The organism is Vibrio sp. 10N.261.51.A4, from assembly GCF_041471945.1.
GTDB lineage: Bacteria > Pseudomonadota > Gammaproteobacteria > Enterobacterales > Vibrionaceae > Vibrio > Vibrio crassostreae_C.
This window is the reverse complement of sequence record NZ_JBFRPJ010000058.1, coordinates 1-24,013: the sequence shown is the minus strand read 5'-3', so window position 1 is coordinate 24,013 and position 24,013 is coordinate 1. Positions and strand designations below refer to the sequence as shown.

The following is a 24,013-nucleotide window of genomic DNA, read 5'->3' as shown; positions in this document are numbered from 1 at the left end:
TGGTTGTGAGGTTGCCTAGCTAAACTCTAGGCAACTGAAGCGTTTTACTGATCGATCTTATCAGTAGGGATCCCCAATGAGTTTGGCTCATGAATTAAGAGTATTAGAGTTAGAATCTCAAGTTGAGCTGCTAGAGCGCTTACAGCTTTTGACTAACTTTGGTTCAAACCTTGTGACGGTGGCGGGCAAAGCTGGCTCTGGCCGATCTTGGTTGGCTCAGCGTTATCTTGAAGCATGGTCGACAGAAAAAAATCAGTGTTTACTGCTTTGTCATCCAAGCCAAGACGATCAACAACGCCGTGCGCTCATTCTTAGCCAAATTGTTTCTGATCCCCTGTTTAATCAACATGATTCTTTATCGGATAGCCTAACAAGGTTACTGGATGGAGAACCGTGTAATGTGGTTATCGTCGTTGATGATGCCCAACGACTTTCTGAGCTATTGGTATCCGAATTATGGATGTTGGTACTGGAAGCTCAATCAAACCCTCAATGGACGATCAATATCGTTCTCTTCTCGGAACCTGGCCACTTAGATACGTTATTAACGCGTTTGAGCTACGGTCAACAACACAAACCTATCGATCTTGAGATCGATGACCTTTCGCAACCAGAAGCTGAACATTTCTTTGAATCACTGGTGATTCGATATGTTGATGATGAGTCTGAAACTTGCGTGCGACGTGCGTTTAATAAAGCGCAACCTCTGCCCGGTGAGTTAATGGCTTTAGGAGAATTGAAAGTGGAAAAAAGGATTATTATTCGCTCAATTATTGGCTCACCCATCAATATCGCGATTGTGGTGGCCTTGCTGTTGATTTTAATTGGTGGTGGTTATTGGTGGATGTTCAGTCAACCAACCCCTGACGATAAAGCGCAATCTCTTATCGCTCCGATTGAACAGACAGCTATCCCAACTTTTGAAGTGGAAAGTGGTACCGAGCAAGCTGGAATCGACGGAATGGACGATTCTGAAGCCGAAGCTGACATGAGTTATCAAGGTGCTGATGACGACAGCTCATCTTTGCCACCGACTGTCGTTGAAGATACCGCGAGTGTTGGAGAAGTCGAACAAGATCAGCAGCGTGTCGTAATCACCTCTGATGTGGTTGATGCCTTGCTTGATGATAAACCTGAAAGTGCCGATACCAGTGCGATTGATGCTGCTGTTGAAGAAAACACAGGTGCCGCGGTGAGTTCGCAATCAGATGCAGACAAAGTGGAGTCACAGCCTTCAGCCGATGAAGCAACAGACCTAACACAGTCCACGCCACCGACTAAGAAAATTACATTCTCATTTTCTCGCGAAGAGTTACAAGCTATCTCTCCGCGAGCTTATACTTTGCAGTTGAGTGCGATGACCTCATTGGACGACGTACAGTCTTTCATTGAAGAGTATGACCTTGAGAACAAGGTTCGTATTTACCCAACACTTCGCAACGACACCAAGTGGTTTATTATCACTTATCAAGATTACCCAACGATTCAAGTGGCGAGAGACGCGGTAAGTGCGTTATCAAAACCCCTTCAACAGTTGGAACCTTGGGCAAAATCGATGAATCAAGTGCATCGAGAGATAGAACGTGCGAAATAACCCTGAGCTTAGCCTCAAAATATGTTACATTCCGCAGCCTTATTTTTGAGTTGATAGATAGAGCAGTAAATGAAAAAGCAGCGTGCCTTTCTAAAATGGGCTGGTGGTAAATATGGCCTAGTTGAAGACATCCAACGTCACCTGCCACCTGCTCGTAAATTGGTAGAACCGTTTGTCGGTGCCGGCTCAGTATTTCTGAATACTGACTTTGAACAGTACCTGCTTGCAGATATCAATCCCGATCTTATCAACCTGTACAACCTGCTTAAAACCGATCCTGAAACTTATATCACGGAAGCGAAGCGCTGGTTCTGTCCTGAGAACAACCGTAAAGAAGCCTTCTTAGATATTCGCGCTGAGTTCAATGGTACAGATAACGTCATGTATCGTTCATTGGCTTTCTTGTATATGAACCGATTTGGCTTCAATGGCCTATGTCGTTACAACAAGAAGGGCGGTTTTAACGTTCCATTTGGTTCTTATAAAAAACCTTACTTCCCAGAAGCTGAGCTGGAATTTTTTGCCGAGAAAGCGAAAAAAGCCACCTTCGTCTGTGAGGGATACCATGAAACCTTTAGCCGCGCGCGCAAAGGCTGTGTGGTTTACTGCGATCCTCCATACGCACCACTGTCGAACACGGCAAACTTTACCTCTTACGCAGGTAATGGCTTTAGCTTAGATGACCAAGCTGCACTGGCGGATGTTGCTGAAAAAGCAGCGATGGAACGAGGCATCCCTGTTTTGATCTCAAACCATGACACCACCTTAACGCGCCGTTTATACCATGGTGCAGAACTGAACGTGGTCAAGGTTAAGCGCACCATTAGCCGTAATGGCGCAGGGCGCAATAAAGTCGATGAGTTACTGGCACTTTTTCATAAAGAGAAAAACCAGCAACACGCTTCAGAAGAATTGTAGCGGCCAACATAACCCTCGAACTCATTAAATTGAGTGACCAACGGGTACTTTCATAAACTAATCTTTCGAACTGCTAGGATCTGCTTAGTTGCTTAGGTAGAATTGCACACCAAATAGTCTTGGAATTGAGTCTTGTATTTGTATATGAGATGTCACAAGGCGGTGATATTCGCAATTTACTCACTCTTAAGAGGTTTGGTATGAAAGATTTTCTAATCGCTCCATCGATTTTGTCTGCAGATTTTGCTCGTCTTGGTGAAGACGTAGAAAAAGTACTCGCAGCTGGTGCTGATGTTGTGCACTTCGATGTGATGGACAACCACTACGTACCTAACCTGACTTTTGGCGCGCCTATCTGTAAAGCGCTGCGCGACTACGGTATTACGGCTCCTATCGATGTTCACCTTATGGTTAAGCCAGTAGACAGCATCGTGCCTGAGTTTGCTAAAGCCGGCGCATCAATGATTACCTTCCACGTTGAAGCTTCAGAGCACATCGATCGCACTCTACAGCTAATCAAAGAGCACGGCTGTAAAGCGGGTGTGGTTCTTAACCCTGCAACGCCGCTTTCTTGCTTAGATTACATCCTAGACAAAGTAGACATGATTCTACTGATGTCTGTGAACCCAGGCTTCGGCGGTCAATCTTTCATTCCGCACACGCTAGATAAACTACGTGCTGTTCGTAAGCTGATTGATGAGTCAGGCCGTGACATTCGCCTTGAGATTGATGGCGGCGTGAAGGTTGATAACATCCGTGAAATCGCAGAAGCGGGCGCAGATATGTTCGTTGCGGGTTCAGCTATCTTCAATCAACCAGATTACAAAGAAGTGATTGATGAGATGCGTGCAGAGCTTGCAAAAGTAAACGCATAATCGTAAAACTACAGATAGATTGAATATTAAGGGGCTAATTTGCCCCTTTTTTACGTCTTATAGCTCAACTCATAAGACGAACATAATAAATAGGAAAGTAAGATGTCATTAAGCTCAATAAAACTGATCGCCTTTGATTTGGATGGAACCTTGTTAGACAGCGTGCCTGATTTGGCCGTTGCTGCTGACCAAGCTTGTCAGGAGTTGGGCTTCCCTTCAGTGAGCGAAGAACAAGTTCGCGACTACGTAGGTAATGGTGCTGATGTTCTTATCGGACGTTCACTCAGCCGTAACTTGACGGTTGACCCAAGCCTAGAGCCAGAGCTACTGAAAAAAGCACGCATCCTGTTTGATGATTTCTATGAGCAGGGCGGTCACAAGCTAAGTCACCTTTACCCATCGGTTAAAGAGACGCTGGCTGAGCTGGATAAAGCCGGCTTCACTATGGCGCTGGTTACCAACAAGCCATCGAAGTTTGTACCAGACGTACTGGCGCAACACGGTATTGATAAGTACTTTGTTGATGTGTTGGGTGGCGACTCTTTCCCAGAGAAAAAACCGAACCCAGTCGCTCTGAACTGGTTGCTAGAAAAGCACAATGTAAAAGCGGAAGAGATGTTGATGGTTGGCGATTCAAGCAACGACATTAAAGCGGCTAAGAATGCAGGTTGTCACTCGTTTGGTCTGACTTACGGTTATAACCACGGCGAGCCGATTTCAGCATCAAACCCTGACTATGTCGCGGATAACGTCGCGCAATTACTAGATGTCGTTCTAGTTTCAGCATAAAACGGACAAAAGTTAGCTAACCTACTAGCAAAATACTTATCAATGAGTACACTGGATGAGCCGTACAGAAGAGCTGTGCGGCTTTTCTATATTTAAGTTAAGAAGCTAAGCGTTCAATAAACTTAGCGAATAAGCAAAGGAATTAAAACCATGAGCAAGCCCATCGTATTGAGTGGTGTTCAACCATCTGGTGAACTAAGTATCGGTAACTACTTGGGTGCTCTACGTCAATGGCAACAGATGCAAGATGATTACGATTGCCAATACTGTGTTGTAGACCTTCACGCAATTACGGTTCGCCAAGATCCGAAAGCACTGCATGAAGCGACTCTAGACGCACTAGCAATCTGTCTTGCTGTCGGTGTTGATCCAAAGAAGAGCACGCTATTTGTTCAGTCACACGTACCAGAGCATGCTCAACTTGGTTGGCTTCTTAACTGTTACACACAAATGGGTGAACTGAGCCGTATGACTCAGTTTAAAGATAAGTCTGCACGTCACTCAAACGACGTAAACGTAGGCCTATACGACTACCCAGTGTTGATGGCTGCAGACATCCTGCTTTACGGTGCTCACCAAGTACCTGTAGGTAGCGACCAGAAACAACACCTAGAGCTAGCGCGTGATATCGCAACTCGCTTCAATAACATCTACGGTCCTGAAACGCCAATCTTCCAAGTACCAGAACCTTACATTCCAATAGTGAATGCACGTGTAATGAGCCTGCAAGACGCGACGAAGAAGATGTCTAAGTCGGACGACAACCGTAAGAACGTGATTACTTTGCTAGAAGAGCCTAAGTCGATCATCAAGAAGATCAACAAAGCGCAAACCGATGCAGAAACACCACCACGCATTGCTCACGATTGGGAAAACAAAGCGGGTATCTCTAACCTAATGGGTCTGTACTCTGCAGCGACGGGTAAAACGTTCGAAGAGATCGAAGCGCAGTACCAAGGCGTTGAAATGTACGGTCCGTTCAAGAAAGACGTAGGCGCAGCATTGGTTGAGATGCTTGAGCCGATTCAAGCTGAATATCACCGTATCCGTGCTGACCGTGCCTACATGGACGCAGTAATGAAAGCCGGTGCTGAAAAAGCCTCTGAACGTGCTGCAGTGACACTGAAAAAAGCATACGAAGCAGTAGGTTTTGTTACTCGCCCATAGGGTGAACTAACACAACTCGCTTGAGAATTTGAGCCCAAAGTAGCTGTTGTTTACTTTGGGCTTTTTCATGCCCATTCCATTTGCCTTCCTCGAAACCCCCTTGTTTGAATTGATAATTTACCCAGTATTTAGCTAGCATATCCATCGCTGTAATGCTGTGCAGATGATCTTATTTGGTACCCTCAAGCTTTATAAAATTACACTCGTTTCTATATATGTTGGAAATATATAACGTGCCAAACAATTGATGATTCCAAAGTGATAAGTTCCTCATTTTCTTGCCAACTGACTTATTCCTTTCATAAATAAACCTGATAGTTACCACAAAATACATGACTGCCCATAGATGGCAGTGACTATAACTCGATGAACTCAGGTGAAACGGATGGCTCTTTTACACAAACCTTCATTGCTAGCAGTGGCAATTGGTAGCTTGTTAACTACAAGCGCACACGCTGATTTGTTTATTTCACAATATGTGGAAGGCGGCAGCTATAACAAAGCGGTTGAGATTGCCAATAGTGGCGATAGCAGCATTAGTTTAGATGGTTACTCATTGGCGAAATCTGCCAATGGCAACGGATCATGGGGTGCCACTTTACCTTTAGATGGACACGTTTTAGCACCCGGTGAAGTACTCGTGGTCGCACATTCTAGTGCGAGTGATGAGATTAAAGCTCAAGCTGACATCATTAATGCCTCTATCGCCAATCATAATGGTGACGACCCGCTGGCTATCTTGAATTCAGACGGCTCGGTACATGATGTTGTTGGTTTGATGGGCGATGTGGACTGGGGCAAAGATGTTACTTTGGTTCGTGCGACACAAACACCTTCTGCGACGTTTGATGCTTCACAATGGGTATCGCTACCAAAAGACAGCATTGAAGGCCTAGGTTTACTAGACAGCGTTGAACTGCCAGAAGCCTTCGCTTGTACACAAGATGGCTCTGACCCAGTATTCACCACCATTCAAGAAATCCAAGGTGAGGGCGCTACATCGCCATTCATCGATGGCTACCCATACATCACCGACGATGAATATTTCGTAAAAGGTGTGGTAAGTGCGGTAACAACAGGCCTAACTAAAGGCTTCTACCTGCAAGCACTTGAGGATGATTTCAACTCAAGCACTTCTGAGGGTCTATTTATTCATACCAACCAGTCGAGCTCAGAGCTAGTAGCCGGTGATGTAGTGTGTGTGAAAGGCAAGGTTCAAGAATACTACAGCCACACTCAGCTGAAAGTAGAAAACAACCAATGGCTAAAACAGGGCGAGCAGCAGGCACCTGAAGCTACGGCGATTGAAGTGCTAGACAGTGACGAGAACTTCGCTGCAACGCTTGAACGCTACGAAGGCATGTTGGTGAAAACAACCGAAGCGCTTGATATGCGTGTGACGCGTACCTTTGGTTATGACTACGCAGGTCGTCGTAACAACATGGTACTGGCGCATGAGCGTATTAACATGCAGCCGAACCAGCTTTCCGCCGCGGGATCTGACGAAGCGAAGCAGCAAACTGAAGACAACGCAGACCGCCGTCTTTTCGTTGAAACCGATCAAAAAGCGGCTGATGGACAAGTCCCTTTCTACCCAGATTTTGGCCGCACTGATATCGACCAAGATGGTTCAACAGAAGATTACATCCGCATTGATGACACCATTGTTGGCCTAGAAGGCGTGCTGACTTACAGCTACGGTGAGTACCGTTTAATTGCGACTAACCAGATCTCGGCTGAAAACTATGTGCGCAACGATCCGCGTACCGACAAACCAGACATGGATGAAGGCGACCTACGTATTGCGACCTTCAACGTATTGAACTACTTCAACTCTCCATTTGGTGGCGACGCGAATCAGCACGGCAATAACCGTGGCGCGAACACCATCACTGAGTTTGAGATGCAGCAAGAGAAGATTGTGAACGCGATTCTTCGCTTAGATGCAGACATCATTGGCTTGATGGAAATTGAGAACAATGGCTTTGGTGAAGGCTCTGCCATTCAACAGCTTGTGAATCAGTTGAATGATCGCATTGAGCGTAAGAAAGACCGTTATACCTTTGTGGCTGTCGACTCGAACGAAGACGGCGTAACCGACGAGATGGACTCTATTGGTACTGACGTTATCACAACGGGTGTTATCTACCGTAAGAAGGTGGTTAAGCTTAAAGACAGCCGTGTTATCGCGATGCCAAGCCAACAAGCACCAGAGGTGTTAGACGATTCAGGCAAGGTGATTGAAGACGGTAAGAACTACCAACGTGACTCATTGGCGCCAACCTTTAAAGTTAAAGGCACCAAAGAGAAACTCACCGTAGCGATCAACCACTTTAAATCGAAAGGCTCTAAGTGTTGGGAAGATGCTGCTCCGATTGAGCAGGGCGGCCAAGGCGGCGTTGATGCCGATAAGCAAGGTTCATGTGAGAACTTCCGTGTTGCTGCGGCGGTTGCATTAGGTGAAGCGCTCGATGGCATCAAAGGTCACAAAGTGATCCTGGGTGATATGAACTCGTACGGCATGGAAGATCCAATGCTGGTGCTAACCGATTACTCGGAAGAGAAATACGGCAAGCAGATCAAAGCAGCTCGTAATACCTTCATTGATGGTGTTGAGCAGTTTGGTGATAGCGGTGCGGTGATTACGAAGAACTACGGTTATATCAATGCTGTGGCTCAAAAGCACCCAGACAGCTGGAGCTACTCATACAATGATGAAGTTGGCGCTCTAGACCACCTGCTGATCAGCGAAAGCCTGAAAGATAGGGTTGTCGATGCTACCGATTGGCACATCAATGGTGGTGAGTCGACGTTGTTTGACTACAACGAAGAGTACAAAGGTGACCTACCTAAGTACCAAGATCACTTCCGTTCATCGGATCATGATCCTGCCGTTCTTGAGTTAAGAGTCGGCGGTTCATTCGGCTTGGGTGCATTGATGTCATTGTTTGGCCTGGCAATGTGGCGTCGTCGCAAGTAGCGACATCGTTAACTGCGCAAGCCAGCTGATACAGGTAACTGAAAGTTATCTGTAAACAATTAAGGTCAACTTAGGTTGGCCTTAATTATTGGCGAAATGCAGTTTCCACTTGCCTTTCGCCATGGGTATTGCACAATACCGCCCCTATATCTCTCAATCATTTAGTATTTAGCAAACGATTTCGACCCATGTTACTTATCATCGATAACTACGACTCTTTTACCTATAACTTGTATCAGTATTTCTGTGAGTTAGGGATCACTGTGAAAGTTGTTCGCAACGATGAGATTGATATTGCGGGTATAGAATCGCTGAACCCTAGCCATCTTGTTATCTCTCCGGGTCCTTGTACGCCGAATGATGCGGGAATCTCTCTGCAAGTCATTGAGCACTTCGTGGGTAAGTTGCCGATCTTAGGTGTGTGTCTTGGTCATCAAGCCATTGCTCAAGTCTTTGGTGGTGAAGTGGTGAGAGCCAGACAAGTGATGCATGGTAAAACCTCTCCGATCCGTCATAACGGTAAGAGCGTTTTTCAAGGTCTCAATAATCCTCTGACTGTGACTCGTTACCACTCTTTAGTGGTGAAAAATGGTACGCTCCCTGACTGCTTTGAACTCACTTCTTGGACAGAATTTGAAGATGGCAGTATGGATGAGATCATGGGTTATCAACACAAAACCTTGCCGATTGATGCCGTCCAATTTCACCCTGAATCGATTAAAACAGAGCAAGGACACCAGCTTCTTGCTAACTTCTTAGCGCGTTGAGTGTTTAAATTTGGCTTTTCATTCGTTCAAATAAGCCAGTTAAACGTATTACCTCGTTCGTTAAGCGTTTTAATTCGGGCGCGCCGCGTCTTCATCCCTCTGACGCCGATCACTTTTTATAACATTTCTCCCTCTTCAGGCTAAGTTTTTAGTCTATGCAATATTATTCGCCTTATTTCCTCTCGAACCCCTTATACCGCTGTACCAGTAAGGCTTTACTGTTGATGGATAGACGTTTAGTTAAAAAAAGCTTCATAAAACAGATTGTTTGATGCATAAATAGTCATAGGTAGTGACGTTTAGCTGGTTGTTAGGGATGGCTAAAGAATAATCTACTATTGAAAAGGTTAATTAAATGTAAATATAATGCTGCAGCGGGATTATGGCGGGACAAAATATCTTTATCTCACTTATGAACCATTACGCTTATTTGCGAAGCTTGCGGTATCGAGAAGGAATGTACGATGACAGTGGAAAATAATGTAGAACGTAGTCTTTTTAATGAGGTGATGGTGCCTTGTTATAACCCAATGGAAATGATCCCGGTAAAAGGGGAAGGCGCACGCGTTTGGGACCAACAAGGCCGAGAGTATATCGACTTTGCTGGCGGTATCGCTGTGAGCTGCTTGGGTCACTGTCACCCAGCAATGGTGAATGCCGTTACTGAGCAAGCAAACAAGATTTGGCATCTGAGTAACGTGATGACCAACGAACCTGCACTGCGTCTAGCGAAGAAGCTAACCGACGTATGTTTTGCAGAAAAAGTATTTTTTGCCAACTCTGGCGCAGAAGCGAATGAAGCAGCATTGAAGTTGGCTCGTCGTTGGGCGGCAGATGTTCATAGCCCTGAGAAATCTGAAATCATTGCATTCAAACAAGGTTTCCATGGTCGTACTTTCTTTACTGTAACTGTAGGTGGTCAAGAAGCTTATTCTGACGGCTTCGGTCCTAAACCGGGCGATGTAACTCACCTGCCTTACAATGATATTGCCGCGCTAGAAGCGCACATCTCTGATCGCACATGTGCAATCATGATGGAACCTCTGCAAGGTGAGGGTGGCATCATCTCTCCAACCTCTGAGTTTGTGAACACGGTTCGTGAGCTGTGTGACAAGCACAATGCGCTGCTTATTTTTGATGAAGTGCAAACAGGTAATGGCCGTACGGGCAATTTTTATGCGTATCAAGGCCTAGGTGTGACACCTGATATCTTAAGTACAGCAAAATCACTCGGTGGTGGTTTCCCTATCGGCGCGATGCTAACAACGACTGAACTCGCGACACACCTAAAAGTCGGTACGCACGGTTCAACATACGGCGGTAACCCACTAGCGTGTGCCGTTGCTGAAGCGGTTGTTGACGTCGTTAGCCAACCAGAAACCTTAGCTGGCGTAAAAGAGCGTGAAGCGCTGTTTCGTGACGGCTTAGCTAAGATTAATGACAAATATCAAATATTCAGTGAAGTTCGTGGTAAAGGCCTATTGTTAGGCGCTGCACTAAATGACGAGTGGCAAGGACGTGCACGTGACGTATTAGTAGCGGCAGGCGAACAAGGCTTGATGGTACTGGTTGCGGGTGCAAACGTGGTTCGTTTTACGCCATCACTGGTTATTACTACACAAGAAATTGAAGAAGGCTTATCAAAACTAGACAAAGCAATCGCTACGCTAGTTTAGCCTAAGCGGCGTCATAGGAATGATCGCCATTAGAGCGATCCCATGACGTTTTGCTAAAGGCCCAAGCTTCTGGTTTTGGGCCTATTTTGCATCTGGAGGGAATATTGATGCTAGTTGTTCGCCCAATAAAACTATCTGATTACGATGCGCTGCATACCTGCGCTGTTGAGTCAGGACATGGATTCACATCTCTTCCGGTTAACGAAGAACTGTTAACCAATCGTATTACTCACTCTGAATACAGCTTCGCGAAACAAGGCGTGACCGAACCCGGTGATGAAGGCTATCTAATGGTGGGTTTCGACGCTGAAACTGGCGAAGTTGCTGGTACAACGGGTATCGAAGCTTCCATTGGCTGGGATGTGCCTTTTTACTCGTACCACATCAGTAAAGTGGTTCACTCTTCACAGCGCCTTAAAGTGAATAACGTGGTTAAGCTGTTGACGTTTGGTAATAACTACACAGGCTGCAGCGAAATTTGTACGCTGTTCTTACGTCCTGATTACCGCAAAGGCTTAAACGGTCGACTGATGTCTAAGTGTCGTTTCCTACTGATGGCTGAGCACCCAGAGCGTTTCTCAAAAACGATCTTTGCTGAGATGCGTGGTGTATCAGATGCGGAAGGCAATTCTCCTTTCTGGCAATGGCTGCAAGAACATTTCTTCTCGATTGACTTCACGCTTGCCGATTACCTAACCGGTATTGGTAAGAAAGGCTTTATTGCTGACCTAATGCCTAAGCTACCTATCTACGTGAACCTACTGAGCAAAGAAGCTCAAGCGGTGATCGGAGAGGTACATGACAATACGCGCCCTGCACTTAAGTTGCTGGAACGTGAAGGTTTCACCAACCGTGGTTATGTCGACATCTTTGATGCAGGCCCAACGGTTGAGTGTGATCTAAGAAACATCGAATCTGTGCGTCACTCAATTCGAGCACAGGTTCAAATTGCAGAGCACTCTAGCTCTAAAGACTTCCTAATTGGTAATACCTCGTTTGAGAACTTCCGCGCAGTAGCCGCGAAAGGTGCGTATGACCAAGCAAGCGACACAGTGATTTTATCATCTGAAGTAGCAAGCGCTCTTGAAGTAAAAGAAGGCGAATTCGTTCGCATGTTGGCTCAATAAGAGTGGCGATTATCTGTCGAAGATTTTAAGGATAGAAGTATGACTCAGTGGATAGCAGGACAGTGGGTGGCAGGTCAAGGTGACGCCATGACATCAGTAAGCCCATACAACAATGAAGTAGTGTGGCAGGGTGATAGCGCGACACCAGCACAGGTTGAATCTGCAGTAGCAGCAGCTCGTGAAGCCTTCTTGGTTTGGAAAAAACTGAGCTTTGCAGAGCGTGAAGCGATCGTGTTGAACTTTGCAGAGAAAGTTAAAGAGAACAGCGAAGAAATCGCGCAAATCATCGCGAAAGAGACGGGTAAACCGATTTGGGAAACTCGCACTGAAGCGGGCGCAATGGCGGGCAAGATTGCTATTTCAATTCGTGCTTACCATGAGCGTACCGGTGAAGCTTCTCGTGAAGCGGCAGGCAACCAGATTGTACTGCGTCACCGTCCATTAGGCGTGATGGCAGTATTTGGTCCTTATAACTTCCCTGGTCACCTACCTAACGGTCATATTGTTCCTGCACTGCTATCGGGTAATACCGTGGTATTTAAGCCTTCAGAGCAGACACCTTGGACGGGTGAGTTTGCGATGAAATTATGGCAAGAAGCGGGTCTTCCTGCTGGCGTAATCAACTTAGTACAAGGCGCTAAAGAGACAGGTATCGCACTGGCCGATGCTAAAGGTCTTGATGGCGTGCTGTTCACAGGTAGCGCTAATACTGGGCATATCCTTCACCGTCAATTCGCGGGCCAACCGGGCAAGATGCTGGCACTAGAGATGGGTGGCAATAACCCTATGGTGATCAGTGACCAATATGGTGACGCAGACGCAACGGTATACACCATTATCCAATCGGCGTTCATCAGTGCGGGTCAACGTTGTACATGTGCTCGTCGTTTGTACGTGCCTGTTGGCGAGAAGGGGGATCTGCTACTCGATAAGCTGGTCGCAGCGACGCAAAAGATTCGTGTTGATCAGCCATTCGCTGAACCAGCACCCTTCATGGGTCCTCAGATCTCTGAAGCTGCGGCTAAGTTCATTCTGGACGCGCAAGCGAATCTACAATCGTTAGGCGGCGTCAGCCTAGTAGAAGCAAAAGCGGGTCAAGCGGCGTTTGTTTCTCCGGGTATTATCGACGCAACCAACATTGCTGAGCTGCCGGATGAAGAGTACTTCGGTCCACTGCTACAAGTGGTTCGTTACCAATCGCTAAAGCAAGCGGTTGAGCTAGCTAACGACACTCGTTTTGGTTTGTCTGCGGGTCTTGTATCAACAGATGATTCTGAATGGGAATACTTCGTTGACCATATCCGTGCGGGTATTGTTAACCGTAACCGTCAGCTAACAGGCGCAAGTGGTGATGCACCATTTGGTGGTCCGGGTGCTTCAGGCAACCTACGCCCAAGTGCTTACTATGCGGCGGACTACTGTGCTTATCCTATGGCTTCAATGGAAGGCGGTGAAACTCAACTTCCAGCAACGTTTAGCCCGGGTATTGAGCTTTAATTTAGGCTAATGAGTCTTAGGCTCATGCGTTAAGCTTGAAATAGGGAAGTGGTGTTATCGCTTTCCTTTTCCATCACGTCCGACACCTAGATTGGGCGGTAGATAATAATAGAAAAAGTATGTCACAGGCTGATGGCTGCTGACTCTGTGTCTCAGCCTCTCCCTCTCTTATCCAAATTACTAGCTTGCTAGAACCTTTGACAAGGAGTCACCATGACGCCCGATCTACTCTTTAAATCACTTTGGGACGATTACATTCACAGGCTTTGTCCATCGGCTGAGAAAGTGCATCACTTGCTGAAAGAAGACGAAGCGCTGATTAATGATCACATTGCATTGCGTACTTTCAATGTTGCTCCTTTGGGTATTGAAACATTAGCGAAGCCTTTCCTAGAGTTAGGCTATAAGGCGTGTGGCGACTACTTGTTTGAGAGCAAGAAGTTGGTGGCTAAGCATTACGAGCACCCAGATCCAAAACAACCAAAAGTGTTCATTAGTGAGTTGAAGGTAGAAGAGTGTTCAAGTGACTTGCAACAGATCGTTGCTAAGTTGGTTGAGCAAGTGGACGCAAGTAAGCTTCAAGGTCATGAGTTCTTGTTTGGTGGTCGTCTTTGGGATTTGAGCTTCGCTGACTTCCAAGTACTAGCGAAAGAGAGCGAATACGCGTCTTGGCTCGCGGCTCATGGATATGGTGCAAACCACTTTACGGTGAGTGTGAACCAGCTAAATGAATTTGATGAAGTGCAGGCGGTGAATGACTACCTGAGCGAGTCAGGCTTCACGATCAATGCATCTGGCGGTCAGGTTAAAGGCTCTCCAGAGGTCTTATTAGAGCAATCATCAACAATGGCAGACAAAGTCCCAGTTTCATTTGTTGAAGGCAATGAGATGATTCCTGGCGGCTTCTATGAGTTCGCTAAGCGTTATGCGATGGTCAACGGTGAGCTTTACACAGGTTTTGTTGCAGCATCAGCTGACAAAATCTTTGAGAGCACCAACGGTTAACAAAAGGTACGAGCACGGACTTTGTCCTAGAGATTCGAGTACGCTTCGCTTCGAGGAAGTTTACAAATAGGATTCTGTGAGTTTTTATCGTATCTCGCATCTGCTCTCTGGGTCTTCAGAAAACAAAAAAGCCACCAAATTCGCATTTGGTGGCTTTCAAATTTTTGGCTCAGTTAATCGAGATTAACGAGTGCCGTATACCACGATAGTTTTACCGTGTGCAGAAATTAGGTTCTGCTCTTCTAGCATCTTCAAGATACGACCAACGGTCTCACGAGAACAACCAACGATCTGGCCAATCTCTTGACGAGTGATCTTGATTTGCATGCCGTCAGGGTGAGTCATTGCATCTGGCTGTTTCGCTAGGTTTAGTAGCGTTTGAGCGATACGACCTGTTACATCAAGGAACGCTAAGTCACCAACCTTTTGGCTAGTTACTTGTAGACGGTTTGCCATTTGCGCTGAAAGGCGCATTAGGATATCTGGGTTCACTTGGATAAGTTGACGGAATTTCTTGAAAGAAATTTCAGCTACTTCACAAGGAGATTTAGCACGAACCCAAGCTGTACGCTCTTGGTCTTCTTCGAACAAGCCAAGCTCACCGATGAAGTCGCCTTGGTTTAGGTAAGAAAGAATCATTTCCTTACCTTCTTCGTCTTTGATAAGAACTGCCACAGAACCTTTAACGATGTAGTACAAGGTTTCTGCCTTTTCACCAGCATGAATCAAAGTACTTTTTGAAGGGTACTTATGAATATGACAGTGTGAAAGGAACCACTCTAATGTTGGATCGGTTTGAGGTTTACCTAGAACCATAATATCTCACTTCCTCTGCAGGGTATGCTTGCCGCTTTCCGTATTTTAGCTAAGCCTGGATTGACTTGTAGGATAAGAGCACTCGTTGAGTGCTGCAAGCTATCTTGTGTTTCGTTTAAGAATAGTATCCTTTTTCAGGTACTATTTCTTGATTTTAATCGTGACCAAGCTACGATTTTTTACGCAAAATTGTGCACATGATCACGGTATGAAAAGTAATCAACCAGAATGTCGTTTTGTTAACCTATTTTTCCGGTTTCGATGAGTTGTTGCAGGATTGGCCTCACAATGAGCTCCATAGCAAAACTCATCTTGCCGCCTGGCACTACTAGCGTGTTATGACGAGACATAAACGAGCCATCAATCATAGCCAGAAGGTAGGGGAAATCGACGTTTTTGATGCCACGCAAACGTATAACTACGAAGCTTTCGTCTAAACTTGGAATCCCTTTGGCGTTGAGAGGGTTAGATGTATCTACGGTTGGAACACGCTGAAAGTTGATGTGAGTGCGCGAAAATTGTGGGGTAATGTAGTTAAGGTAATCATCCATCGAACGAACAATGGAATCCATTACGGCTTCGCGTGAGTGGCCACGATCGCGGGTGTCACGAACGAATTTTTGAATCCACTCTAGGTTTACGATAGGTACCATGCCAATCAGCAAATCGACGTGTTGAGAAACGTTAATGTCGCCATCAACCACACCGCCGTGCAGGCCTTCGTAAAACATCACATCGGAGTTTTCAGGGATCTCTTGCCATGGCGTGAAGGTGCCCGGCATTTGATTGTAAGGCACGGCTTCATCGAAGGTGTGTAGGTAGCTTCTTACTTTACCTGTACCTTCGTTACCGTATTTACGGAAGAACTCTTCTAGCGCACCAAAGTCGTTGGCTTGAGGACCAAAGTAGCTGATGTGCTTACCTTGCTCGCGCGCTTTACGGATCTCGACATCCATCTCTGGGCGAGTGAAGCGATGGAAACTATCCCCTTCAACCCAAGCGGCCTTCACGTCCATCATATTGAACATTTTACGGAAGGCTTCTGAGGTGGTGGTGGTGCCGGCTCCAGATGAACCCGTCACCGCAATAATTGGATGTTTAGCGGACATGACAACCCTTGTCTTTTGAGTAACTTACTTGTTAGCAATCGTTTACCACTATAACACGGCTCCTTTATGAGCGCAGCTTAGAAGCGTTTTGTGACTTGAATATCAACGGTTTCATGGAGTTCAGAAAACACGATGCTGACTTCTCCTGAAGCTAATTGATGTTTCACTTGGTCAATCTTGTTTTGCAGTGAAACCTCTACGTCGCCGTAGTCTGTGCCTTCACGCAGCACGAACTCTTTGATGAGGTTTTCCAGTGTATCTGGCGCAATGTCTTGCCATGGGATGATCATAAATACTTCTCTCTTTTATGTTCATAGATATGTTTATTGATGTAGAAATATGTGTGCTTAGTAATGTTTTGCTTCTATTTACTAAGGCTCGGTCATTATGCCGAATCTTGGATACTTTCATAGTAGGCAGGCAAGGCTTCTTCTAACCAAAATCTTGGCTTGAGTGTGCTGCCAGTAATAAACCCAACATGTCCGCCTTTTTGGAACAGTCGATAATCGATGTTATCGGGTAGAACGAACTTTGGGATCACATCATCGGTCATGAAAGGGTCGTCTTTGGCATGAATGATCTGCGTCGGTAGTTTAATCTTGTTGAGCTTAGGCAGCGCAGAACATTGCGCATAATAATCTTGGGCATTTTTGAAGCCGTGCAGCGGTGCAGTGATTCGTTCATCAAACTCATACAGTTTGGTGATGTTCTTGATGGCTTCAGCTGTGATGCCAAGTTTTTCCTGTAGCAGGTTAACTTTTTTTAACGCATTCGATTTTAGAGAGTTGAGCAGGTACTTCTTATAAAGCTTGGAGAAACCGCGCTCAATACGACTGGAGCAACACGCTAAGTCAAATGGAGCAGATACGATTGTCGCCGCCGACAGCAATGGGTCGTCTGCGTACTCAGCTAAATAGTTCGCCAGCATGTTCCCACCTAAAGATATGCCAACCGCAACCTTCGGGTTATTCGGAAACTGGGCGTGTAGGTGTCTTAGGAAAAAGCGCGCATCTTCGACCTCACCTGAATGGTAAGCACGAGCTAGGCGATTGGGTTTTCCGCTGCAGCCTCTGAAGTGCATCATTACCGATAACCAACCATCTTTAGCAAATGCATTCATCAATCCGTTGGCGTAAGGGCTCTCAAAGCTACCTTCTAAACCATGGAATAGAACGAATATCGGCTTGTTACTTCGATCATCATTGCTTGGGTTGTCACAGTCTGGTGATTCGCTCCAAGCAAGATCAAGAAAGTCACCATCGGGAGTTTCTAAGGTTTGCCAGTGAGGATGAAACAGCGCCTGTTTTCTAATAAACCGTGGCACTAAGGTTTGTAAGTGCGGATTAGAGAGACCAGCGGCTGCGGTAAATATTGTCATAAAAACGATCCATGCTTCTTTGATGGGCTTTGATAACGTGTTGAGCTTGCAGTGAAACGCCCACGTTTTTATTTGAGCTTGGTTGATTCTCGGCATAAGCGCAAGGCTTTCACTTATACGAGACACAAAAACAGGCTATGGGTAACCAGTTGAATAATATCAATGTTAGGTGCGTTAAACACTTCATTGTGCGTATTAGTCAGTGCATGCAAATGAAGAGAGACAGGGCGCAGTTAAGCTTGGATCTTGATTGAAGAAAAAGGAAAGAGAATGAGCTAGGGCTGAGGTGCTGGTTCAGAAAAAGCGTCGTAGAGGTTTTCTGCTCCTAATAAACGACAGTACTGAAACGCGAGCGGTGATTGCTGGTTAGCGTAAAGCTGTAGGGAGTTTATACAGTCGACGAGATCGGACTGTTGTTGCTTTTCAAGCTGTAACTCAAACTGTAAGGCTTCACGGTATAGTGAGTCGACAACGTGTGCTTTGAGATGTTTACGTAGCTCTCGATAACTATGAAGCAGGGTTTCAGAGCGGCTCAAGCATTGTTGTACTTTGTGCCACTCTTCTTCAGCAAAAGACAATTGCTGCTCATCAAGCCATTTGAGAAGCAACAGTAAATTGACGTTGCCGTGGAACTGGTTTTGCAAAGCTAGGCACGCATCCTTTACACCGCGCACACTGTAGTACTGAAGGCTAAATTGCCATAGTCGTTCCAGTGTTAGTGATATTGGGGCGTGCTCTGGGCTCATAAGCTATCCATATTCTGTTCCATCTGCTCAAGCTCTTCTTGAGTGGACATCCAATCCATTTCAACTTCTTCTAGCTGTGACTTACTGCTCGCTTGGAGAGCGAGTACTTTATTCAGTTTAGCCTTATTTTCAGCTTCATACAGTGAAGTGTCGGATAATTCTTGCTCGGCTTCTTCAAGAGCCTGAGTTAATTTATCCATCTGTTTTTCAAATTGAGTAAGCTTTTTACGCAGTGGTGCCGTCAGTTTACGGAACTCGGCTTCTTTACGTTTTTGCTCTTTTTTCGCTGCTGCACTGTTGGCACCGTCTTTTGCTGGTGCCAATGCTTGTGCTTCTTTGCGCTCAACTTTCTGCTGTTCGGTTAGCCACTTGTAGTAATCGCTTAAGTCACCATCAAACGGTGCTACTTGGCGGTCGTGTACAAGGTATAAATCATCGGTAGTTGCACGCAATAGGTAACGGTCGTGCGATACGATAACCATTGCGCCTTCAAACGTCTGCAGGGCAAAAGTCAGCGCTTGACGCATGTCGAGATCCAAGTGGTTGGTTGGTTCATCGAGTAGCAACAGGTTCGGTTTTTGCCATACCAGTAGCGCTAATACTAAACGCGCTTTTTCACCACCAGAGAAGGGTGCCACTTTATCGAGCGCTTTTTCACCTTGGAAACCGAAGCTACCTAGGTAATCACGCAATTGTTGCTCGGTGTGTTTAGGGGCAATCTGCATCATGTGCTGCAGCGGTGTTTCTTCTGGGTGCAACGTTTCTAACTGGTGCTGTGCAAAGTAACCAATCTTAACGCCTTGCGAATAACTCAGTTCACCGCCTTGCTGTTTAAGTTCGCCAGAAAGCAGTTTAATCAGTGTTGATTTACCAGCACCATTTCGACCAAGTAGACCAATACGGCTACCCGGTACTAGGTTCAGGCGAATTTTCTCTAGAATCAGATTGTCATCATAGCCCGCTGATACTTCATCCATCATCATGATTGGATTTGGTAGCGCGTCTGGTTCTCTAAACTCAAAGCTGAATGGATTATCAAACTGAGCAGGCAGCACTTGTTCCATTTTCTCTAGCGCTTTAATACGGCTTTGCGCTTGGCGAGCCTTTGAAGCTTTGTAACGGAAACGGTCAATGTAGCTCTGCATGTGAGACATCTGTTTCTGCTGCTTTTGGTACATCGCTTGTTGCAGAATCAGTTTTTGCGCTCGTTGGGTTTCGAACGATGAGTAGTTACCCGTGTACTCATTGAGCTGTTGGTTTTCAACGTGCACGATGCGGTTGACGATAGGGTCTAAGAAGTCTCTATCGTGCGAGATAAGCACTAGCGTGCCAGGGTAGCTTTGTAACCAACGCTCTAACCACATTACTGCGTCTAAATCCAAGTGGTTGGTAGGCTCATCGAGTAGCAGTAGGTCACTGCGACACAGTAGGGCTTGCGCTAGGTTCAAACGCATACGCCAACCACCTGAGAATTGAGTCAGGTTCCATGTCATTTGTTCTTGGCTAAAGCCTAGGCCATCCAGTAACTCGGCAGCACGTGCCTTTATGCTGTAACCACCAATGGTTTCAATCTTGCCGTGGATCTCTGCTACCAATGTGCCATTGTCGGCTTGTTCAGCTTTCTCTAGTTGATCTTCAAGGCCGCGGTATTCACGGTCACCATCAATCACGTATTCAATTGCTGTTCTTTCTAATGCAGGGGTTTCTTGAGCAACCCAAGCCATTTCCCAATGGGCAGGTTTGCTGAATGAGCCCGCATCAATAGACAGTTCGTCCTTAATTAAGGCGAATAGCGTAGATTTACCACAGCCGTTTTTACCAACCAAACCGATCTTGTCGCCAGGGTGAAAAGTCGCAGATGCTTGGTCGAGGAGTGGCTTACCGCCGCGTAGCAATTGAATATCAGAGAAAGTAATCATAATTGAAATAGCATAGAAATTAGAGGTGAACAGACGCCTGCATAGTAGGCTGAAACCAGATAAAAGTCGATCACAATGCAATTTGCGTTATGATGCCAATAACATATTAATAACTTTTGCTTAAATTCTTGTGGCCTTGCCACCGTTTAGCCCTCAAAGGAATGTTTCAAAGGAATGAGTAATACTCCCTCGACAGACAAAGTCGTGCCAAAGGTGTTGATCATCTACGCGCACCCAGAGCCGCAAACCTCTATTGCTAACCAGATGATGGTTAAGAAGGTAGAGTCGCTCGGTCATGTCAAAGTTCATGATCTCTACGCCATCTACCCTGACTTCTTTATTGATGTGCCTTATGAGCATGAATTGCTCCTTCAATACGATGTGATCGTGTTTCAGCATCCTCTGTTTATGTATTCCTGCCCTTCATTGTTAAAAGAGTGGTTTGATCGCGTGTTAGGCAAGGGCTTTGCTTTTGGTGAGCAAAGTGCGCTTAAAGGCAAACACTGGCGCAGTGTGATTACTACCGGTGGTAAAGAAGAGGCGTTTGGTGCCGCAGGTTATAATAAATATCCATTACAAGAGATCTTGCAACCATTCGAGCTTACCGCTGCTTTGTGTCAGATGAATTGGATATCCCCTTTGGTTTTACACTGGGCACGAAATGTCTCCGATATGACGCGTTACCAACACGCCGAAGCGTATCGAAATTGGTTGCGAGACCCGCTACAAGATATAGGAGCAGATGATGGCTCTGACTAATGATTTTCTACAAAGTAGCGTTATATTTTTAGCGGCTGCTGTGGTTGCGGTTCCTATCGCACAGCGCGCCGGTTTGGGTTCAGTACTTGGTTACTTATTAGCGGGCGTGGCAATTGGCCCATGGGGGCTGGGCTTAATCAGTGATGTCGAAGCGATTCTACACTTCTCCGAATTCGGGGTGGTACTGCTGCTCTTCCTGATTGGTTTAGAGCTTAACCCGAAAAAACTGTGGCAGATGCGAGCCCCCATTCTCGGGTTGGGCGGCGCGCAAGTGCTGATCACCACTCTAATTATTACCGCCATCGCCTGTCTATTTGGATTAACCTGGCAAACCAGTCTCGTGATAGGTATGGGTTTGGCGCTGTCTTCGACTGCGATTGCCTTGCGTGTTATTGAAGAGCGAGAGCTCGGCGGCAAAGAAGCAGGGCAGTCGGGCTTTGCAGTACTGCTTTTCCAAGATATCGCTGTTATTCCAATGCTAGCAATGTTGCCTCTACTTGCGGGTAATACCGGCGGTAGCTGGGCTGACATGCTGTGGATGCTGGGTGGCGTGATTGGCCTACTGGTCGGTGGCCACTTCTTGTTGAGACCACTTTTCCGATACGTAGTGATGAGTGGTGTGCGTGAGTTATTCACCGTCGCGGCGCTGTTACTTGTGATTGGTATTGCTGTGATCATGCAACGGATTGGCTTGTCGATGGCATTAGGTACCTTCCTAGCGGGCGTACTTCTGGCTGAAAGTGAATATCGACACGAGCTTGAGATCGCGATTGATCCATTCAAAGGTTTACTGCTTGGTCTGTTCTTTATCTCTGTGGGTATGGCGGTAAACCTAGGTCTACTGGCAGAAAGCCCATTCGCAATACTTATTGCAGTGTCGTCGCTAGTCGTATTGAAAGGTTTGGTGCTGTATGCGCTGGCTCGTATCTTCGGCACTCAAGCTAAAGCACGCAGCCGAATGGCGATGATCCTTAGCCAAGGTGGTGAGTTCGCTTTCGTTATTTTTACTGCGGCGAGTGCTCAAGGCATCTTAAGTGGCGAACAAGTGTCGTTCTTACTGGTGGTTGTGAGCCTTTCTATGGTGACCACGCCATTGATGCTTAAACTGCAAGACCGATTCTTTGCACGTCAGCTTAATCAAATCAGTGAAAGTGCGATGTCTTCGGATGTGGTTGATCGCAGCCCTCGAGTGATTATTGCGGGCTTTGGTCGTTTTGGTCAGATCATTGGTCGTCTGATGTATGCCAACAAGATTCGTATCACTGTCCTTGAAAGTGATGCCAGCCAAATACACATCCTTAGAAAGTTCGGCTACAAGGTGTTTTACGGAGACTCGACTCACCTAGAGCTATTACGCGCAGCTGGTGCTGATAAAGCAGAGGCGATTGTGTTGTGTACTGACTCCCCAGATGAAATCATGAAAACCGTCGATTTATGTAAGCAGCACTTCCCACGCTTAAAGATCTTGGCGCGTGCACGAAGCCGTGTTGAAGCGTATCAACTACTTAACCACGGTGTGAGTAACTATTCGCGTGAAACCTTCCTTGGAGCATTGGATTTAGGTCGTCAAACATTGACTGAACTTGGCATGCATCCATATAAAGCGAAGCGAGCAGAAGCACACTTTAGAAAGTTGGATAATGGTATGCTGAAAGAGTTGCTGCCTCAGCATAACGAAGATGCAGAGTTAGCCCAAAGAGCGAAAGAGGCTCGTAAAGAACTTGAAGAGATCTTTGGACACGAGATGGAAAACGATCACCAATCTCGAAACTATTGGCAGTAGCTTGAAGTGATAACTCATGCTTGAGCTTAGAAATAGAGCTTGGGCATAGAAATAACAGACTATAGAACTAACCTAATAATAAACGCGGTCTCTGCTTAACTTATCAATAAAGTGAGTGGGAAGAACCGCGAATCCAGAGTAGTAAAGGATATGAACGTGAAACAGAAAAAACGCTTTATCGCAGGGGCAAGCTGCCCAAGTTGCAACACTCAAGACACACTCCGTTGGTGGATTGAAAATAATATCGAGCTGGTGGAATGTGTCGATTGTGACTTCACAGAACAGCGTAAACCGAAAACTGTAGAGAAATCTGAACACGCGAATCAAGAAATGATCGGTATTTTTAAGCCAGAATGATTGAGTTTCGTTAATTGATCCCCATAATATCCCGGTACAGAATTTTTCCTAAGCTCAACTGTTCGAGCTTAGTCCAAACCTCCTTGGAGCTCTCATGAAAATTGAAAAGAACGTAGTAGTTAGTGTTGCATATCAAGTGAAACTTGAAGATGGCGTAGTAGTTGACCAATCAACTGCAGAAGCTCCACTAGATTACCTTCACGGTCACAACAACCTAATTACAGGTCTTGAAAAAGAGCTTGAAGGCAAAGTAGCTGGCGACAAGTTCTCTGCAACTGTTACTCCAGAAGACGCATACGGCGAACACAACGACGCACTAGTTCAACGTGTTCCTGCTGACGTATTCCAAGGTGTTGAGCAAATCGAAGTTGGCATGCGTTTCCTAGCGGATACTGACCAAGGTCCAATCCCAGTTGAAGTTACTGAAGTAGATGGCGACGAAGTTGTTGTTGATGGTAACCACATGCTAGCTGGCCAAACTCTAACGTTTGACGTTGAAGTTGTAGCGGTTCGTGAAGCGACTGAAGAAGAAGTTCAACACGGTCACGTACACCAAGAAGGCGGCTGTGGCGGTCACGACCACGATCATGACCACGAAGGCGGTTGCTGTGGTGGCGAAGGCCATGACCACGGTGAAGAGAAAAAAGACGGCTGCTGCGGCGGCGGTAGCTGTGGTTCTCACTAATACCGAATTAACGGTTTAGTTTAAGAATCTTGAAAGCCTCCCTTGTGGCTGTCTCTTGATCACAAG

At 46.1% G+C, this 24,013-nt stretch carries 21 protein-coding genes; 15 read left to right on the top strand and 6 right to left on the bottom strand.

Annotation, left to right across the window (positions count from 1 at the left end):
* Nucleotides 1-76 precede the first annotated feature (76 nt).
* The 11 genes from AB4384_RS13435 (at nt 77) to AB4384_RS13385 (ending at nt 14,395) form a co-directional block, all read left to right on the top strand.
* A complete protein-coding gene (locus tag AB4384_RS13435; protein ID WP_017068836.1) occupies nt 77-1,594 on the top strand; it encodes an AAA family ATPase in 1,518 nt (505 codons plus the stop codon).
* Between the two features lie 69 nt (nt 1,595-1,663).
* The gene (locus AB4384_RS13430; RefSeq protein ID WP_017061122.1) at nt 1,664-2,512 is read left to right on the top strand and encodes a Dam family site-specific DNA-(adenine-N6)-methyltransferase; all 849 of its coding nucleotides are present in this window, start codon (nt 1,664-1,666) and stop codon (nt 2,510-2,512) included.
* A gap of 200 nt (nt 2,513-2,712) precedes the next feature.
* Nucleotides 2,713-3,387, top strand: a complete 675-nt coding sequence (gene rpe, locus AB4384_RS13425; protein ID WP_010435263.1) for a ribulose-phosphate 3-epimerase — start codon at nt 2,713-2,715, stop codon at nt 3,385-3,387.
* Between the two features lie 102 nt (nt 3,388-3,489).
* Nucleotides 3,490-4,176, top strand: a complete 687-nt coding sequence (locus AB4384_RS13420; RefSeq protein WP_017061120.1) for a phosphoglycolate phosphatase — start codon at nt 3,490-3,492, stop codon at nt 4,174-4,176.
* Between the two features lie 150 nt (nt 4,177-4,326).
* Nucleotides 4,327-5,343, top strand: a complete 1,017-nt coding sequence (gene trpS / locus AB4384_RS13415) for a tryptophan--tRNA ligase (protein ID WP_372129670.1) — start codon at nt 4,327-4,329, stop codon at nt 5,341-5,343.
* 385 nt (nt 5,344-5,728) lie between these two features.
* The gene (locus AB4384_RS13410) at nt 5,729-8,323 is read left to right on the top strand and encodes an ExeM/NucH family extracellular endonuclease (protein ID WP_372129669.1); all 2,595 of its coding nucleotides are present in this window, start codon (nt 5,729-5,731) and stop codon (nt 8,321-8,323) included.
* A 188-nt stretch (nt 8,324-8,511) separates the two neighbouring features.
* Nucleotides 8,512-9,090: an aminodeoxychorismate/anthranilate synthase component II gene (locus AB4384_RS13405; RefSeq protein ID WP_372129668.1), complete on the top strand. Its 579-nt coding sequence runs from the start codon at nt 8,512-8,514 to the stop codon at nt 9,088-9,090.
* Nucleotides 9,091-9,554: 464 nt separating this feature from the next.
* Nucleotides 9,555-10,766 carry an aspartate aminotransferase family protein gene (locus AB4384_RS13400; protein WP_372129667.1) on the top strand — a complete coding sequence of 404 codons (1,212 nt, stop codon included), beginning with the start codon at nt 9,555-9,557 and terminating at the stop codon, nt 10,764-10,766.
* 107 nt (nt 10,767-10,873) lie between these two features.
* Nucleotides 10,874-11,893: an arginine N-succinyltransferase gene (gene astA / locus AB4384_RS13395; protein WP_372129666.1), complete on the top strand. Its 1,020-nt coding sequence runs from the start codon at nt 10,874-10,876 to the stop codon at nt 11,891-11,893.
* Nucleotides 11,894-11,932: 39 nt separating this feature from the next.
* The gene (astD, locus tag AB4384_RS13390; RefSeq protein WP_017071310.1) at nt 11,933-13,390 is read left to right on the top strand and encodes a succinylglutamate-semialdehyde dehydrogenase; all 1,458 of its coding nucleotides are present in this window, start codon (nt 11,933-11,935) and stop codon (nt 13,388-13,390) included.
* A gap of 213 nt (nt 13,391-13,603) precedes the next feature.
* The gene (locus AB4384_RS13385; RefSeq protein WP_372129665.1) at nt 13,604-14,395 is read left to right on the top strand and encodes a DUF1338 domain-containing protein; all 792 of its coding nucleotides are present in this window, start codon (nt 13,604-13,606) and stop codon (nt 14,393-14,395) included.
* A 183-nt stretch (nt 14,396-14,578) separates the two neighbouring features.
* On the opposite strand, the gene crp is transcribed toward AB4384_RS13385, so the two are convergent.
* The 6 genes from crp to AB4384_RS13355 form a co-directional block, all read right to left on the bottom strand.
* Entirely contained in the window at nt 14,579-15,211 is a 633-nt protein-coding gene (crp, locus tag AB4384_RS13380) for a cAMP-activated global transcriptional regulator CRP (RefSeq protein WP_004729651.1), read from the bottom strand.
* Between the two features lie 239 nt (nt 15,212-15,450).
* On the bottom strand, nt 15,451-16,320 hold the full coding sequence (locus AB4384_RS13375) for a phosphoribulokinase (RefSeq protein WP_010435210.1): 870 nt from the start codon (nt 16,318-16,320) through the stop codon (nt 15,451-15,453).
* 77 nt (nt 16,321-16,397) lie between these two features.
* A complete protein-coding gene (locus AB4384_RS13370; RefSeq protein ID WP_055319914.1) occupies nt 16,398-16,610 on the bottom strand; it encodes a YheU family protein in 213 nt (70 codons plus the stop codon).
* 95 nt (nt 16,611-16,705) lie between these two features.
* Nucleotides 16,706-17,698, bottom strand: coding sequence for a hydrolase (locus tag AB4384_RS13365; RefSeq protein WP_048659215.1), 993 nt, complete (start codon nt 17,696-17,698; stop codon nt 16,706-16,708).
* Nucleotides 17,699-17,973: 275 nt separating this feature from the next.
* Nucleotides 17,974-18,444 (bottom strand): TIGR02444 family protein, encoded by a 471-nt coding sequence (locus tag AB4384_RS13360; protein ID WP_048605369.1) that lies wholly within the window; start codon nt 18,442-18,444, stop codon nt 17,974-17,976.
* The gene (locus tag AB4384_RS13355; protein WP_372129664.1) at nt 18,441-20,363 is read right to left on the bottom strand and encodes an ABC transporter ATP-binding protein; all 1,923 of its coding nucleotides are present in this window, start codon (nt 20,361-20,363) and stop codon (nt 18,441-18,443) included. Before AB4384_RS13355 ends, AB4384_RS13360 begins: the two co-directional genes overlap by 4 nt.
* 174 nt (nt 20,364-20,537) lie before the next feature.
* On the opposite strand from AB4384_RS13355, the gene kefG reads away from it, so the two are divergent.
* The 4 genes from kefG (at nt 20,538) to slyD (ending at nt 23,947) form a co-directional block, all read left to right on the top strand.
* Complete coding sequence (gene kefG / locus AB4384_RS13350; RefSeq protein ID WP_050711690.1) at nt 20,538-21,122, top strand: glutathione-regulated potassium-efflux system ancillary protein KefG; 585 nt, start codon at nt 20,538-20,540, stop codon at nt 21,120-21,122.
* Nucleotides 21,109-22,905, top strand: coding sequence for a glutathione-regulated potassium-efflux system protein KefB (gene kefB, locus AB4384_RS13345; protein ID WP_017063703.1), 1,797 nt, complete (start codon nt 21,109-21,111; stop codon nt 22,903-22,905). The genes kefG and kefB overlap by 14 nt, the downstream gene beginning before the upstream one ends.
* Before the next feature lie 156 nt (nt 22,906-23,061).
* Nucleotides 23,062-23,262, top strand: coding sequence for a YheV family putative zinc ribbon protein (locus AB4384_RS13340; protein WP_029235422.1), 201 nt, complete (start codon nt 23,062-23,064; stop codon nt 23,260-23,262).
* Between the two features lie 94 nt (nt 23,263-23,356).
* Complete coding sequence (slyD, locus tag AB4384_RS13335) at nt 23,357-23,947, top strand: peptidylprolyl isomerase (RefSeq protein WP_017061108.1); 591 nt, start codon at nt 23,357-23,359, stop codon at nt 23,945-23,947.
* The last annotated feature ends 66 nt before the right edge of the window (nt 23,948-24,013 follow it).